Annotated in this window: 14 protein-coding genes and 2 tRNA genes; 15 read left to right on the top strand and 1 reads right to left on the bottom strand. The window is 70.9% G+C overall.

Going from position 1 to position 15,010, the window contains the following annotated elements; genetic code table 11:
- Positions 1 to 37: 37 nt before the first annotated feature.
- The 4 genes from ACIRO3_RS10500 (at position 38) to ACIRO3_RS10515 (ending at position 3,849) form a co-directional block, all read left to right on the top strand.
- A complete protein-coding gene (locus ACIRO3_RS10500) occupies positions 38 to 463 on the top strand; it encodes a hypothetical protein (protein WP_404135304.1) in 426 nt (141 codons plus the stop codon).
- Between the two features lie 233 nt (positions 464 to 696).
- The gene (locus ACIRO3_RS10505) at positions 697 to 1,980 is read left to right on the top strand and encodes a glutamate-5-semialdehyde dehydrogenase (RefSeq protein ID WP_404134701.1); all 1,284 of its coding nucleotides are present in this window, start codon (positions 697 to 699) and stop codon (positions 1,978 to 1,980) included.
- A 77-nt stretch (positions 1,981 to 2,057) separates the two neighbouring features.
- On the top strand, positions 2,058 to 2,612 hold the full coding sequence (locus ACIRO3_RS10510) for a hypothetical protein (protein ID WP_361774202.1): 555 nt from the start codon (positions 2,058 to 2,060) through the stop codon (positions 2,610 to 2,612).
- A 67-nt stretch (positions 2,613 to 2,679) separates the two neighbouring features.
- Entirely contained in the window at positions 2,680 to 3,849 is a 1,170-nt protein-coding gene (locus ACIRO3_RS10515) for a hypothetical protein (protein ID WP_365999223.1), read from the top strand.
- On the opposite strand, the gene ACIRO3_RS10520 is transcribed toward ACIRO3_RS10515, so the two are convergent.
- A complete protein-coding gene (locus ACIRO3_RS10520; RefSeq protein WP_361774196.1) occupies positions 3,830 to 4,930 on the bottom strand; it encodes a M48 family metallopeptidase in 1,101 nt (366 codons plus the stop codon). The two genes, ACIRO3_RS10515 and ACIRO3_RS10520, sit on opposite strands and share 20 nt — an antisense overlap.
- A 141-nt stretch (positions 4,931 to 5,071) precedes the next feature.
- Here ACIRO3_RS10520 and ACIRO3_RS10525 point away from each other — a divergent pair, with 141 nt between their 5' ends.
- The 11 genes from ACIRO3_RS10525 (at position 5,072) to ACIRO3_RS10575 (ending at position 14,868) form a co-directional block, all read left to right on the top strand.
- A complete protein-coding gene (locus ACIRO3_RS10525; RefSeq protein WP_361774193.1) occupies positions 5,072 to 5,239 on the top strand; it encodes a hypothetical protein in 168 nt (55 codons plus the stop codon).
- A gap of 66 nt (positions 5,240 to 5,305) precedes the next feature.
- On the top strand, positions 5,306 to 5,923 hold the full coding sequence (gene nadD / locus ACIRO3_RS10530; protein ID WP_267798808.1) for a nicotinate-nucleotide adenylyltransferase: 618 nt from the start codon (positions 5,306 to 5,308) through the stop codon (positions 5,921 to 5,923).
- A gap of 29 nt (positions 5,924 to 5,952) precedes the next feature.
- On the top strand, positions 5,953 to 7,701 hold the full coding sequence (locus tag ACIRO3_RS10535; protein ID WP_404134705.1) for an LCP family protein: 1,749 nt from the start codon (positions 5,953 to 5,955) through the stop codon (positions 7,699 to 7,701).
- A 128-nt stretch (positions 7,702 to 7,829) separates the two neighbouring features.
- Positions 7,830 to 8,276, top strand: a complete 447-nt coding sequence (gene rsfS, locus ACIRO3_RS10540) for a ribosome silencing factor (RefSeq protein WP_053674983.1) — start codon at positions 7,830 to 7,832, stop codon at positions 8,274 to 8,276.
- Positions 8,273 to 8,977, top strand: coding sequence for a histidine phosphatase family protein (locus ACIRO3_RS10545; protein ID WP_404135306.1), 705 nt, complete (start codon positions 8,273 to 8,275; stop codon positions 8,975 to 8,977). The genes rsfS and ACIRO3_RS10545 overlap by 4 nt, the downstream gene beginning before the upstream one ends.
- A 112-nt stretch (positions 8,978 to 9,089) precedes the next feature.
- Positions 9,090 to 9,162: transfer RNA gene (locus ACIRO3_RS10550), tRNA-Ala, on the top strand.
- A 143-nt stretch (positions 9,163 to 9,305) separates the two neighbouring features.
- Complete coding sequence (locus tag ACIRO3_RS10555) at positions 9,306 to 9,539, top strand: hypothetical protein (protein WP_008738908.1); 234 nt, start codon at positions 9,306 to 9,308, stop codon at positions 9,537 to 9,539.
- A gap of 234 nt (positions 9,540 to 9,773) precedes the next feature.
- Positions 9,774 to 9,846, top strand: a tRNA-Ala gene (locus ACIRO3_RS10560).
- 269 nt (positions 9,847 to 10,115) lie between these two features.
- Positions 10,116 to 12,986: a leucine--tRNA ligase gene (gene leuS, locus ACIRO3_RS10565; protein WP_365999221.1), complete on the top strand. Its 2,871-nt coding sequence runs from the start codon at positions 10,116 to 10,118 to the stop codon at positions 12,984 to 12,986.
- Between the two features lie 184 nt (positions 12,987 to 13,170).
- Positions 13,171 to 13,914 (top strand): hypothetical protein, encoded by a 744-nt coding sequence (locus ACIRO3_RS10570; RefSeq protein WP_404134710.1) that lies wholly within the window; start codon positions 13,171 to 13,173, stop codon positions 13,912 to 13,914.
- Positions 13,915 to 14,022: 108 nt separating this feature from the next.
- On the top strand, positions 14,023 to 14,868 hold the full coding sequence (locus ACIRO3_RS10575) for a DegV family protein (protein ID WP_404134713.1): 846 nt from the start codon (positions 14,023 to 14,025) through the stop codon (positions 14,866 to 14,868).
- Positions 14,869 to 15,010 lie beyond the last annotated feature (142 nt).

Genomic DNA, 15,010 nt, shown 5'->3' on the forward strand with positions numbered 1-15,010 from the left:
GTGAGGGGCGGACACGCGTAGCGCAGACAGGAGGCGGCTGGTGAGACGAGCGCTGACCAGCGTCGGCACCGGGGACGGTGACGGCGGCGTTGGCGGGGGCGGCAACGGGGACGAGCCGGACACCTCTCGCCTCTGGCACGTCACCCTGAGCGTCTGCGGCAAGCCGGCGCCGTTGTCCGAGGTCCGGCGCGGGCTGGAACAGCTCGCCCACGACCATCCCTTCCTGCTGACGAGCCGGTACGCCGACGACCACGCCGAGATCCGCTACTGGGAAGAGGCCCGCGACCTGCACGACGCGGCCGCCGTCGCCCTGCGGCTCTGGGGCGAACACCGGTCCTCGGCGCAGCTCCCGCCCTGGGAGATCGTCGGCCTGGAGGTCATCGACCGCGCGACCTACCACCAGCGCGTGGCGGAGGGCTACGGCCCGCCCCCGGCCCACCCGGTGGGCGTCCACCCCTACTGAACGCGAGCGCGGGGGAGGGCCCTGCAAGGGGGAGGGCCGGGCGAGGGCGGGGCGGTGGCCTGGTCCGCGCGTGACGCCGCCGTCCCGAGCGGGACGCCCCGCCCGCCCCGCCCGTCCCGTGGCGGCCTGTCCCACGGTCCGTCCCACGGTCCGCCCCGCCATCCGCCCCGCGGTCCGTCTCGGGGGGTGAAACCCCGTCGGCCCGGCCCGGACCGGGGCTTACCCTGGGCCGCATGACCTCGCTCGACGACGCCACCGCAGCCTCCCCCGTGATCGCCACCGCGCTAGCCGCCCGGACGGCCGCCGCAGCCATCGCCCCACTTCCGCGGTCCGCCAAGGACACGGCCCTCCTGGCCATCGCGGACGCGCTGGAGGCCCGTACCGCCGAGATCGTCGAGGCCAACGCCCTCGACACCGCCAAGGCCCGGGAGGCGGGCACGAGCGAGACCGTCATCGACCGTCTCACCCTGACCCCCGAGCGCGTCGCCGCGATCGCCTCCGACGTTCGTGACGTGGCCGCCCTCCCCGACCCCGTCGGCGAGGTCGTCCGCGGCTCGACCCTCCCCAACGGCATCGACCTCCGCCAGATCCGGGTCCCGCTCGGCGTCGTCGGCATCATCTACGAGGCCCGCCCCAACGTCACCGTCGACGCCGCCGCGCTGTGCCTGAAGTCCGGCAACGCCGTTCTGCTGCGCGGCAGTTCCTCCGCCTACGCCTCCAACAGCGCCCTCGTCGCCATCCTCCGGGACGCCATCGAGTCCGCCGGGCTGCCCGCCGACGCCATCCAGCTCGTCCCCGGCGAGTCCCGCGACTCCGTCCGCGAGCTGATGCGCGCCCGCGGCCTCGTCGACGTGCTGATCCCGCGCGGCGGGGCCTCGCTCATCAAGACCGTCGTCGAGGAGTCCATCGTCCCGGTGATCGAGACCGGCACGGGCAACTGCCACGTCTACGTCGACGCCCAGGCCGACCTCGGCATGGCCGTGGACATCCTCGTCAACTCAAAGGCGCAGCGTCCCTCGGTCTGCAACTCCGCCGAGACCCTCCTCGTCCACCGGGACATCGCAGCCGCCTTCCTGCCGCTCGCCCTCGACGCCCTCGCGGACGCCGGAGTGATCGTCCACGGCGACGGCGAGGTCCTCGCGTACGCCGAAGGGACCAAGGTCACCGCACTGCCCGCCACCGACGAGGACTGGGCGGCCGAGTACCTCTCCTACGACATCGCCGCGGCCGTCGTGAACTCCCTCGACGACGCCGTCACGCACATCCGCCGTTGGACCTCGGGACACACCGAGGCGATCGTCACCACCTCGCAGGCCGCCGCGCGCCGCTTCACCCAACTGGTCGACTCGACCACCGTCGCGGTGAACGCGTCCACCCGCTTCACGGACGGTGGCCAGTTCGGCTTCGGCGCGGAGATCGGGATCTCCACGCAGAAGCTGCACGCCCGGGGCCCGATGGGCCTTCCGGAGCTCACCTCCACCAAGTACATCGTCACCGGCGACGGTCACGTTCGGTAGTCGGACCGGGAACTCCGGGTGGCCGGGATTCGGCGGACACCCTGCCCAAAGCGGCCCCCCAGGTCTACGCTGGTCCCGTGCCGGACGACGTGGGGGGCAAGCCGTTCCCGGACGACGGGGAGCCCGACGACGACCGCGGAGGCGCGGATCAGCACTTCGCCTCCGTGGTGTTCGACGAGGCCTTCGTCCGGAACGCCGAGATCCATGAACCGAGCGCGGCCGAGCGCCAGCGAGCCGCCGACCGGGCGCGTGCCGAGGCCGAGGCCGCACGCGTGGCCGGCGGCTGGACGACCGAGGACGACCACGACGGGTACGCCTACGGCCACCCCGACGGGTACGGCCTCGACGAGCCCGGCTGGGAACACGGCCACCACGGCCACGGCTATGCGGAAGGTCCCTACGGGGCCTACGGCGGCAGCATGCGCCCCTACCGCGGCCGGGCCCCCTGGCTGCGCCCCGTCGCCTGGGTGCTCGCCTTCGTGATGGGCCTCGGAATGATCGCGCTCGCCTTCAGCGCCGTGTACCGCAGCGCCTCAGGAGACGCGGACCCCGCACCCGCCCCAGCCAGCACCCCGCAGCGCGAAGTCACCGGCGTCGGAGCGTTTACGTACCCCGTCGGCCGCCAACCCTGAAAGTACGCCCCGCTTGCGTTCACCGGATTCGGGGGCTTCTCTGAAGCGGGGACAGCGGGGAGAAGCGATGGCCGTTCCAGGAGACCCACCCAACGGCGCCCCCGAGGGCATCGGCGAGGGCGATGACGAGTTCCGGTCGGACGAGTACCGGTCGGTCGTGTTCGACGAGGACTTCGTGCGGGCTGCCCGCCTCCAGGAGTACTCCGCCGAGGAACGCATGGGCGAGCACGCCCGGGCGGTCCGCAGCCGGTCCCTCTGGTCGGGAGGCGGCACCTCGGGCCACCGCGACGGCACGCCGAGCCGCGGCGCCCGGCAGGGCATGCTGATCGTGCTCCTCATCGCCACGGCCTTCGCCGCCGCCGTCTACATGGGCCTGCGCACCCCCTACGTGCCCGCGCCCGGCACCACCGCGGAACCCCTCGCGGCCACCGTCGTCCCGCTCGCGCCGACCACCGTCGTGCCCGGCGGGAACCCGGCCGACCTGTTCGCGAAGAGCCCGGCGGCCGACTACCGCATCGGGGCGGCCGGGATCACCCTGCCGGCCGTACGCCGCACCCACCATTTCAGCGAGAGCCAGATCGTCTCCGCGCTGTCCATCGCCAAGGACTACCTGGTGCAGTCCGGGCTGGACCCGGACGTGCTCGCCGGAGCCGCCTCACGGCCCGTACGGGTCCTGCTCGACCCCGACCAGCTCACGCAGTTCGACCGGAGCATGACCGCGCCCGTCGGCGACGGGCGGCACGCGGCCACCGGATGGCTGGTGCGCTTCGACCCCGCCGTCGCCGCCGTGGCCGACCCCAGGGTCCGGGTGAGCGGCACCCTCGCCTACCAGGAGGTCTCCCCGCACGTGCTGGAGATCAGCACCGATCACACCTTCGTCTACGCCGTACGCTCCGTCGGCCGACAGCCGTCCGCCGCCGACGGCGCCTCGCTCTTCACCGTCCGGCGCGAACTGCGGCTGCGCCTCGACCGCGAGGACCTCGTCGCACGCCGGGCGGAACTGGCCTCCGCCTACGTGATGGCGGGCCCCCAGGACTGCGCCTCCGATCCCGCAGCGGGCTTCCGGCCGCTGCTCGCCGGGGCCGGACCCACCACCGTGGGTCCGGCCGCGAGCGACCCGTACGCCTCCGGCCATCCGCGGCGCACCGCCGGACTCTGCGGGGTGCTGGCGTCGCCCACGAGCCCCCAGGAGCCGCCGCCGGCGGCCGTCGGTCCCGTCAGCCCGGCTGTTCCGTAGCGCCGCCCGGAGCGGCCCTGCCGTCGCCCGCGCCCGGGGAACCGTTCGCTCCGCCGGCCGCGGCCCCGGTGAACTTGTCCCGGAGCTTGCCGCCCAGGTCACCCGCGCCGCCCGCGATGTCGCCGACCAGCTTCATCAGCGGGTCCTTGCTGGTGCGCACCGAATCGGCGTAGTGCGAGGCGGACTGCCGGAAGGAATCGGACACCGAGGCGTCCTTGTCCTCGTCCCGCCGCGGGTAGTGGCCGTCCATGATCCGCTGGTGGTCGCGGTTCTGCGACCACTTCCTCAGCTCGGCCGCGCGGACCGTGGTGAAGGGGTGCGAACGCGGCAACACATTGAGGATCTTCAGTACGGAGTCGCGCAGGTCCCCGCTCGACTCGTACTCCTCGGCTTGGGCCAGGAAGGCGTCGACGTTCATCTCGTGCAGGTGGTTCCCACCCGCGATCTTCATCAGACCGCGCATCGAGGCGTTGACGTCCTGACCCACGAGCAGCCCGGCCCGGTCCGCCGACAGCTCGGACTTGCGGAACCACTCCCGCAGCGCGGTCACGAGCGCCATGACCGCCACATTGCCCAACGGGATCCACGCGACCTTCATCGCCAGACCCGTCAGGAACAGCAGCACCGTGCGGTAGACGGCGTGCCCGGACAGCGCGTGGCCCACCTCGTGGCCCACGACCGCCCGCATCTCCTCCTCGTCGAGGAGTTCGACGAGCCCCGTCGTCACCACGATGATCGGCTCGTCCAGCCCGATGCACATGGCGTTGGGCTTCGGGTCCTGCTGCACGTACATCTGCGGGACCTTCTCCAGGTCCAGGATGTAACAGGCGTCCCGCAACATCTCGTGCAGGTGCGGGAACTGCGTCTCGCCCACCCGCACCGACTCCGACAGGAACAACAGCCGCAGACTGCGCTCGGGCAGCAGCCCGCTCAGGGCCTTGAACACCGTGTCGAAGCCGCTCAACTTGCGCAGCGCCACCAGCGCCGAACGGTCCGCCGGATGTTCGTACGCCCGCGAGGAAATGCCGGGGAACCTCCTGCGGTTCCGCGCCGGCACCTTCTCGAAACCGGTGTCCGTCATCTTGCCCTCCCCCTTGATCGACCTGTCCGCTTGTGCCTCCATCCTCTCCAACGTCCGAGTCGGCGTGAGCGTGCCCCGGGGCCCCGCATACGATGTGAGCGAAGTCTCCGCCCGCTCCCCGACTCGATAGGTATCTGCCTGATGAGCCTCGCCACCACCACCCACAATCTGGTCGTTCTCGCCTCGGAGGGCGGCGCCGAGCACAGCGGCAACCACGACAGCCTGAGCCCGTACCTGACCGGTGGCGGCGCGTTCGTGATCCTGCTGCTGATGCTCTGGGTGACCACCCGCCTGAACCGCGACCGCTAGACGGCCTCGCGCACGCGCTCGAACGCGGGTCCTCGCCGCCTCACCGGGCCAGTAGGCTCTGCGCTCATGGGAGAGCAGGAAATGCCTACCGGCCCGGTCAAGCGCCGGCTCGGCGTGATGGGCGGGACATTCGACCCGATCCACCACGGACACTTGGTCGCCGCCAGTGAGGTGGCCGCCCTTTTCCACCTCGACGAGGTGGTGTTCGTACCGACCGGCGAGCCGTGGCAGAAGTCGCAGCGAGCCGTGTCGCCCGCCGAGGACCGCTATCTGATGACGGTCATCGCGACGGCCTCCAACCCGCAGTTCTCGGTGAGTCGCATCGACATCGACCGCGGCGGCCCCACCTACACGATCGACACCCTGCGGGACCTCAAGGCGATCAACGACGACGCGGACCTGTTCTTCATCACCGGCGCCGACGCCCTCGCGCAGATCCTCACCTGGCGCAACGCCGACGAACTCTTCTCGCTGTCGCACTTCATCGGCGTCACCCGCCCGGGGCACGTGCTCACCGACGACGGGCTGCCCGAGGGAGGCGTCTCCCTGGTGGAGGTCCCCGCGCTGGCGATTTCGTCCACCGACTGTCGCGCGCGCGTCGCCAAGGGGGATCCTGTCTGGTATTTGGTGCCGGACGGTGTCGTGCGCTACATCGACAAGCGTGAGCTGTATCGGGGAGCCTGAGCTTCCGGTTTCGGAGAGAGGGGCCCGCGGTGAACGACCGACAGGATCCGTACGACCCGTACGCAGCCCAGGAGCAGCAGCTCATCGGCTACGACGCCTACGGTCAGCCGGTGTACGGCCCGGTGCCCGCGCAGCCCGCCGCCCAGGAACCCCGGTACGAACAGCAGCCCGGCCCCTCGTACGAGCAGCAGCAGTACCCGCAGCAGTACGAGCAGCAGTACCGGCAGTACGAGCAACCGCGGCAGTACGGCCACGACCAGCAGACGTACGGGCAGCAGTACCAGACGCCGCACCAGGCCTCCCCGGTTCACCCGAGCCAGGAGTACGCCCAGGAGCAGTACGCGCCGGCCCCCGACGAGGGATACGACACCCGGCAGTCCCGGCAGTGGATCCCGCAGCAGCACACCCCCCAGCAGCACACCCCGCAGGCGCCCGCGGAGCCCGAACCGGCCCCGGCGCCCCCCACGTCCCAGGTGCCCGAGCCGCGCCGGTCCGACGACGGATCCGAGGCGGACCGGGACTACCACACCGGGATGTTCGCCTTCATCGACCAGCCGGACGAGGAGTCCGACGACGTCATCGACTGGCTCGCCTTCACCGAGAGCCGCACCGAGCGCCGCGAGGAGATCCGCCGCCGTGGCCGCAACCGGGTGGTCGCACTGATCGTCGTCCTCGCCGTGTTCGTCGTCGGCGGCCTCGGCTACCTCTGGTACGCGGGCGAGCTCCCCTTCCTCGACGGCCCCGGGGACAAGAAGGCCGCGGCGGCCGCCCCCGGCGCCCAGAAGCGCGACATGATCGTCGTCCACGTGCTCAACACCAGGAAGGGCGGCACCTCCACGGCGCTGCTCGTCGACAACGTCACCACCGAACAGGGCGCCACCGTGCTGGTGCCCAACACCCTCGACGTCCCCAAGGCAGACGGGACGTCGACCACCCTCGGCAAGTCCGTCGAGGAAGGCGGTCTCGGCACCAAGGACGCGCTCGACTCGATCCTCGGCACCCACATCGGCGGCACCTGGCGCCTGGACACCCCCTTCCTGGAGAGCCTGGTCGAACTGATCGGGGGCATCGAGGTGGACACCGACACGGCGGTCCCGGCGGACGACCGGGCCAAGACGCCGGCCGTGGGCAAGGGAGCCAAGCAGAGCCTCAACGGCGCGATGGCCGTGGCCTACGCCACCCACCGCGGCCAGGGCGAGCCCGAGGTCAAGCAGCTGGACCGGCTGGGCAAGGTGCTGTACGCGGTCCTGCGGAAGATCCCCGCCGACCCGAAGGCGGCGGCCACCACGGTCGAGAGCATGGGTCAGATCCTGGATCCGGCGCTCAACGCGCAGAACCTCGGCGGCCTGCTGTCGCGGATCGGCGAACACGCCAAGGTGGGCGCCTACCGCACCGACGTCCTCGGGGTGAAGCCGGACGGCGGCCTCACCGACGAGGCCAACAAGAAGACCGTCAAGGAGGTCCTCGGCGGCGCCGCCACCGCCGCGCAGCCCGGTGCCACCCCCCGGGTGGGCCTCAAGGACGCCACCGGGGACGAGAAGACGCAGACCGCGGCGAAGGCCGCACTGCTCAACGGCGGCTACACCTTCGTCGACGGCGGCAAGGCCGACGACACGGCCGCGACCTCGCAGATCACGTACCAGGACGACGCCCAACGGGAGCGGGCCGTCGAGGTCGCCAAGACGCTGGGGCTGCCGGAGACCGTCGTGAAGAAGGCCGAGAACGTCGTCAACGCGGACGTCGTGGTGGTCCTGGGCCGGGACTACAAGACGTCCTGACGCCCCGGATCCGGCCCGCACACCGGCCTGAGCTGTGATTTCGCCCGCGCGGAACGTTCCGCGCGGGCGGGGTCGGCGGTACATGAGACCCTTGTAAGGATCTGCCCGCCAACCCGAAAGCATGGCCAGTGACCGCCACGGACCGCTCCATCGAGCTCATCACCGCCGCCGCCCAGGCCGCGGCCGACCGGCTCGCGCACGACATCATCGCGTACGACGTCAGCGACGTGCTGTCGATCACCGACGCCTTCCTGCTCGCCTCCGCTCCCAACGACCGCCAGGTCAAGTCGATCGTCGACGAGATCGAGGAGCAGCTGCTCAAGAAGCTCGGCGCCAAGCCGGTGCGCCGTGAGGGCGACCGCGACGCCCGCTGGATCCTGCTCGACTACGTCGACATCGTCGTCCACGTCCAGCACAGCGAGGAGCGTGTCTTCTACGCGCTGGAGCGCCTGTGGAAGGACTGCCCCGAGATCGAGCTCCCCGAGGACGCCAAGCTCACCATCGGCAAGGCCGAGGAGCACGCCAAGCTGCGCGAGGCGCAGGGCGACGACGAACTGGACGGTGATCTGTTCTGAGCGGGAACGACACGGGCACGACCGCATCGACCGGGACGGACACCTCGTCCGGCTCCGGCTCGGGCAGGACCGGCAGGAAGATCGTCCTCTGGCGACACGGCCAGACCGCGTGGAACCTGGAGCGCCGCTTCCAGGGCTCCACGGACATCGAGCTGACCGACACCGGTGTGGCGCAGGCGCGTCGCGCCGCCCGGCTGCTCGCCTCGCTGAGGCCGGACGCCATCGTGGCCTCCGACCTCCGGCGGGCCGCCGACACGGCCGCCGAACTGGCCGCCGTCACGGGGCTCGCGGTGGAGCACGACCAGGCGCTGCGCGAGACGTACGCCGGCGAGTGGCAGGGCCTCACGCACGACGAGATCCTCGCGAAGTACGGCGAGCAGTACGCGGCGTGGAAGCGCGGCGAGGCCGTCCGCCGGGGCGGCGGAGAGCTGGAGACCGAGGTGGCCGACCGGGCCGCACCGGTCGTGCTGCGCCACGCCGACCGGCTGCCGCAGGGCGGCACGCTGGTGGTGGTCAGCCACGGCGGCACCATCCGCACGACCATCGGCCGCCTGTTGGGCCTGGACTCGTACCACTGGGAGGGTCTCGGCGGGCTCTCCAACTGCTGCTGGTCCGTCCTCGGCGAGGGCGCGCGCGGCTGGCGTCTGATGGAGCACAACGCCGGCACGCTGCCGGAACCGGTGCTCGGCGACGACGACTGAGCGCTGCTCACGGAGGCTTCCACCCGGATTTCACTTTCCGGCTGGTCACAGGCTAGAGTTCTTCTTGTTCGCAGCGCGGAACACCGGAAACGGAGGAAGCGTGGCGAAGAGCGGGGCTATAGCTCAGTTGGTAGAGCGCCTGCATGGCATGCAGGAGGTCAGGAGTTCAATTCTCCTTAGCTCCACAATCAGGATCCCGTCCCCAACAGGGGGCGGGATCCTTGCGTTTGTTCCTTTTGCGTCGGCTGACCTGGCCCGTACCGGCATGGCAGAATCGGACGGCCGGAGGGGGACACGACGGCCCGACGCGGGAGGGAGTCGCTGACGGATGGGTGCACACCGGCGGCGGTGCGACTGGTGCAACAACGGCACGCCGATCGTGCGGGACATGGACCCGGTCAATCCCGACTACCAGTACTGGTGCGAGGAATGCGCGCGGGCGCTGATCATAAAAGGCGACCCGATCGAGACCTACCGCGAGCTGGAAGGGGAACCGATCTATGGCCGCCTGCTCGACGAACACTGCACGCTCAAGCGGTTCTACCAATTCGCGAGAGCGTGACCCACGCGGCCCGCAGGGCGCGAGAGATCTGGCGCGGCCTGAGTGATCGGAGCGGCGCGCGTGGCCTCTGTGGCGCGCGTGGCCGGTACGGCGTGAAGGTGTGACGGAGCGGAGTATTTCGGACATGGCCCGAGGTCGCGGAAACCGATTTTTGGACCAGGGCCATGACCGTGTAATGTTTGGGACGTCGCCAAGGGGAACCGGCAAGGGAAACCGAAACGACAAGCACAACAAGGGGCTATAGCTCAGTTGGTAGAGCGCCTGCATGGCATGCAGGAGGTCAGGAGTTCAATTCTCCTTAGCTCCACAGTGAACAGAAGCGGGTCACCCGGATCGGGTGGCCCGCTTCTCGTTGTGTCCGCACGCCGGAAGGGCAGAGCGGCCCTGGGGGCCGCTGCGGTACCCTGACGCCATGCGTGCCGTACGCCTTCTGCTTACCGAGCCGCGCTGATCAGTCCCGACCCATCGAGCCCCACGGATGCGATCGGCATCGGCGCGGCGTCCCCTCCTGTGCGAGGGGTTTTTTCGTTTGGGCAGGCAGAGACGGCAGAGACGATCGATGGAGCTTCAGAAATCATGAGCGAGACGAACACCCCGGCCCCCGAGGCGGCCGAGGGGCACCGTTACACGGCTGCCATGGCCGCCGACATCGAGGCACGCTGGCAGGACGTATGGGACGCGGAGGGGACCTACGAGGCCCCCAACCCGACCGGCGACCTGGCGGGGGACCCCGCGGCCGTCGCGCGCCCCAAGAAGTTCATCATGGACATGTTCCCGTACCCATCCGGCGCGGGACTGCACGTCGGCCACCCGCTGGGGTACATCGCCACCGACGTCTTCGCCCGCCACCAGCGGATGACCGGCCACAACGTCCTGCACACCCTGGGCTTCGACGCCTTCGGCCTGCCGGCCGAGCAGTACGCCGTGCAGACCGGCACCCACCCGCGGGTGTCGACCGAGGCGAACATCGAGAACATGAAGGTCCAGCTGCGCCGGCTGGGTCTGGGACACGACCGGCGGCGCTCGTTCGCCACGATCGACCCGGACTACTACAAGTGGACCCAGTGGATCTTCCTGCAGATCTACAACTCCTGGTACGACGCGGACGCCGCCACGGCGCGGCCGATCGCCGAGCTGGTCGCCGCCTTCGAGGACGGCTCCCGTGAGGTTCCGGGCGGCCGCGCGTGGGCCGCGCTGACCGCGGGCGAGCGGGCCGACGTACTGAACGAGTACCGGCTGGCGTACGCCTCCGACGCGCCCGTGAACTGGTGCCCCGGGCTGGGCACCGTCCTGGCCAACGAGGAGGTCACGGCCGACGGCCGCTCCGAGCGGGGCAACTTCCCCGTCTTCAAGGCCAAGCTGAGCCAGTGGAACATGCGGATCACGGCGTACGCCGACCGCCTGCTGGACGACCTGGACGCGCTGGACTGGCCCGAGGCAATCAAGCTGCAGCAGCGGAACTGGATCGGCCGCAGCGAGGGCGCGCGCGTCGACTTCGCCGTCGGCGAGGACGCCGTCACGGTGTTCACCACACGCCCCGACACGCTGTTCGGCGCCACGTACATGGTGCTGGCTCCCGAGCACGAGCTGGTCGAGAAGATCGTTCCGGCGGAGTGGCCCGAGGGCACCCGCCAGGTGTGGACCGGCGGGTCGGCGAACCCCCGCGAGGCCGTGGACGCGTACCGCAAGCAGGCCGCGTCCAAGTCGGACGTCGAGCGGCAGGCCGAGGCCAAGGACAAGACCGGTGTCTTCACCGGCGCGTTCGCGATCAACCCGGTCAGCGGCGAGAAGGTACCGGTCTTCATCGCGGACTACGTGCTGATGGGCTACGGCACCGGCGCGATCATGGCCGTCCCCGCCCACGACACCCGCGACTTCGCGTTCGCGCAGGCCTTCGAACTGCCGATGCGCTGCGTCGTGGAGCCCTCCGACGACCGCGACGCCGACCCGACGGAGTGGGACGACGCGTTCGCCTCCTACGACGGCACGATCGTCAACTCGACCGGCGCGGGCATCACGCTGGACGGCCTGGGCGTCGTCGAGGCGAAGGCCGCGATCACCGAGTGGCTGACCGAGCGCGGCCTCGGCGAGGGAACCGTCAACTTCCGCCTGCGCGACTGGCTGTTCAGCCGCCAGCGCTACTGGGGCGAGCCCTTCCCGATCGTCTACGACGAGGACGGCGTCGCGCACCCGCTGCCCGACTCGATGCTGCCCCTGGAACTGCCGGAGGTCGAGGACTACTCGCCGCGCACCTTCGAGCCGGACGACGCCACCTCGAAGCCCGAGACCCCGCTGTCGCGCAACGAGGCGTGGGTCGACGTGGAGCTGGACCTGGGCCGGGGCGAGGGCGTCAAGCGCTACCGCCGCGAGACCAACACCATGCCGAACTGGGCCGGCTCCTGCTGGTACGAGCTGCGCTACCTGGACCCGAACAACTCCGAGGCGCTGGTCGACCCGGCCATCGAGCAGTACTGGATGGGCCCGAGCGAGAACGCCCCGCACGGAGGTGTCGACCTGTACGTGGGCGGCGCCGAGCACGCGGTGCTGCACCTGCTGTACGCGCGCTTCTGGTCGAAGGTGCTGTTCGACCTGGGCCACGTCTCCTCGGTCGAGCCGTTCCACAAGCTGTTCAACCAGGGCATGATCCAGGCCTACGCCTACACCGACGCGCGTGGTGTGTACGTCCCGGCGGCCGAGGTCGAGGAGCGCGACGGCGGCTACTTCCACCAGGGGCAGCCCGTCAAGCGCGAGCACGGCAAGATGGGCAAGTCCCTGAAGAACGCCGTCACGCCCGACGAGATCTGCGAGGAGTACGGCGCGGACACGCTGCGCCTGTACGAGATGGCGATGGGCCCGCTGGACGTCTCCCGTCCGTGGGACACCCGCGCCGTCGTCGGCCAGTACCGACTGCTGCAGCGCCTGTGGCGCAACGTGATCGACGAGGAGACCGGCGAGGTCACCGTCGTGGACGGCGAGCCCGGCGAGGACACCCTGCGGGTCCTGCACAAGGCGATCGACGGAGCCGGCGCCGACATGGCCGCGCTGCGCTTCAACACCGCCATCGCCAAGATCACCGAGCTGAACAACGCCCTGACGAAGGCCGGCCGGCCGCTGGAGCGCTCGGTCGCCGAACGGCTGGTGCTCCTGGTCGCCCCGCTGGCGCCGCACATCGCGGAGGAGCTGTGGCACCGGCTGGGCCACGAGGACTCGGTCGTCCACACGGACTTCCCGGTGGCGGACCCGGCGTACGTCGTGGACGAGAGCGTGACGTGCGTCGTGCAGGTCAAGGGCAAGGTCAAGGCACGGCTGGAGGTGCCGCCGACGATCTCCGAGGCGGACCTGGAGCAGCTGGCCCTGACCGACGAGGGCGTCGTCGCGGCGCTGGGCGGCGCGGAGATCCGCAAGGTGATCGTGCGGGCGCCGAAGCTGGTGAACATCGTCATCTGAGGTCACCTCAGGTCACCTGAGGTCACTTGAGGTCACCTGAGGTCGTGCCGTGGTCGTTGCGGCGGTTGTCCGGCACGGCTAGGGGTTTCCCCGTACGGGCAGGTTGGGGGTTCGATTGGAACCCCTGGCCTGCCCGTTGCGTTTACGGTGGAGGGGACGGAAAAAGCAGGGGAAAGGGAACCTCATGGAGCCGGGCTCAGTGCTCATCATCGTGGCCCTGTTGATGCTGTTCACCTTCCTGGGGCTGGGGGCGTGGGCCACCGTGAAGGTGATCGGAGCGGCGAAGCGCGGCGTGGACCGGACGATCACGCAGGCCCGCCGGACCGTCGAGGACACGACGTTGAAGGCGAAGAGCCTGGGGCAGGTCGGGGTCCCGGGCGCGCTGGCGCAGCTGCGGTTGGACCTGCGGACGTCGATGAGGGCCACCCAGCAGGCGCTGTACCGGGGAGTGCAGCAGGACCCGTCGCTGAAGGAGTCCATCGGCCTGTTCGAGCGGCTGAGCGCGCACGGGTACGAGCTGGACGACGAGCTGAAGCGGCTGGAGCAGGAACCGGACCGCAAGCGGACCGCGGAACTCCTGCCCGACCTGCGGGAACGCACGGCGAAGGTCATCCAGTCCGCCGACTCGCTGCGGTGGGCCGCCCGCGACCGGGCGCGTCGTTTCGCGCAGGACGACCTGTCCTCGCTGTCGGCTCAGATCGAGGTCGAGTCGGGCGCGTTGCGGGACTGGTCCCGTGAGTCGGTGGACGAGCTCGCGGAGGCCGCCGCGGCCTGGGACGCGGCGCAGGAGGGGCCCTCGTCCTCGGAGGCCACCGGCGGCCCGGGCGCCGGCCCGGCCGCAACGGCGCGACCGGCGGCATTGGACCCGTCCAGGCCCGCGGAGCGGTACCCGTGGCAGAAGACGGCCCGCCCGGAGCCCACCACCTGAGACCGGGCCGCGGGGGAGGTCACGATTGAGCCCGAGGATCCTCCCGTAGGGGCCCCGCCGTGGGCCCCAGGCTGCCGGAGTCGCCCCTGTGGCGGTAACCTCCGGCTCATGTCCCGCCATGTCGCGATCGTCACCGATTCCACGGCCTACCTGCCCCAACCGGCGATGGCGCGGCACGGGATCACCTCCGTGCCCCTGACCGTGGTGCTCGGCGACGAGGCCCTCGAAGAGGGCACCGAGATCTCGGCACGCAGCCTCGCCCTGGCCCTGCAGAAACGTCGCTCGGTCACCACGTCCCGCCCCAGCCCGGAGGAGTTCGCCCGGGCCTACCGGGCGGCGGCGGACGCCGGAGCGGTCGGCGTCGTCAGCCTGCACCTGTCCGCCGAGTTCTCCGGCACCTACGACGCCGCCGTGGTCGCCGCGAAGAACGCGCCCGTGCCCGTCCGCGTCGTCGACACCGGCATGGTCGCGATGGCCCTCGGTTTCTGCGCGCTGGCCGCGGCGGAGGTCTCCGAGGCCGGGGGATCCGTGGACGAGGCGGTGGCCGCCGCCGAGAAGCGGGCCGCGGACATGTCGGCGTACTTCTACGTCGACACCCTCGACTACCTCCGTCGCGGCGGCCGCATCGGGGCGGCGCAGGCGCTCCTCGGATCGGCCCTCGCCTTCAAACCGTTGCTCACCCTGGACGGGGGGCGGATCGAGATGCTGGAGAAGGTACGCACGGCCTCCAAGGCCATCGCGCGGCTGGAGGAACTGGCCGTCGAACGGGCCGGTGCGGCCCGAGTGGACGTGGCGGTGCACCACCTGGCGGCCCCGGAGCGGGCCGAAAAGCTCGCGGAGCGGCTGCGGGAACGGATCCCCGGACTGGTCGAGCTGCACGTCAGCGAGGTGGGAGCGGTGATCGGGGCGCACACCGGGCCGGGGCTGTTGGCGGCGGTCGTCTCGCCGCGCTGATCAGCGGAGCGGGTGGCTGCCGATCAGCGGAGCGGGTGGCTGCCGATCAGCGGAGCGGGTGGCTGCCATCTCCGGATCGGGTGGGCGCCGAGCAGCGGAATGTTGGTCGCTGATCACCGGAGCGGTGGCCGTCTGTCACCGG

Origin of the sequence: Streptomyces sp. NPDC102278, from assembly GCF_044766345.1 — a bacterium.
Classification (GTDB): domain Bacteria; phylum Actinomycetota; class Actinomycetes; order Streptomycetales; family Streptomycetaceae; genus Streptomyces.

Excerpts from the sequence above, each read along its gene's own strand:
- ACIRO3_RS10505 (WP_404134701.1), top strand. The coding sequence starts at position 697 with ATGACCTCGCTCGACGACGCCACCGCAGCCTCCCCCGTGATCGCCACC.
- ACIRO3_RS10515 (WP_365999223.1), top strand. The coding sequence starts at position 2,680 with ATGGCCGTTCCAGGAGACCCACCCAACGGCGCCCCCGAGGGCATCGGC.
- ACIRO3_RS10520 (WP_361774196.1), bottom strand. The coding sequence starts at position 4,930 with ATGACGGACACCGGTTTCGAGAAGGTGCCGGCGCGGAACCGCAGGAGG.
- ACIRO3_RS10525 (WP_361774193.1), top strand. The coding sequence starts at position 5,072 with ATGAGCCTCGCCACCACCACCCACAATCTGGTCGTTCTCGCCTCGGAG.
- nadD (WP_267798808.1), top strand. The coding sequence starts at position 5,306 with ATGGGAGAGCAGGAAATGCCTACCGGCCCGGTCAAGCGCCGGCTCGGC.
- ACIRO3_RS10555 (WP_008738908.1), top strand. The coding sequence starts at position 9,306 with ATGGGTGCACACCGGCGGCGGTGCGACTGGTGCAACAACGGCACGCCG.
- leuS (WP_365999221.1), top strand. The coding sequence starts at position 10,116 with ATGAGCGAGACGAACACCCCGGCCCCCGAGGCGGCCGAGGGGCACCGT.
- ACIRO3_RS10570 (WP_404134710.1), top strand. The coding sequence starts at position 13,171 with ATGGAGCCGGGCTCAGTGCTCATCATCGTGGCCCTGTTGATGCTGTTC.
- ACIRO3_RS10575 (WP_404134713.1), top strand. The coding sequence starts at position 14,023 with ATGTCCCGCCATGTCGCGATCGTCACCGATTCCACGGCCTACCTGCCC.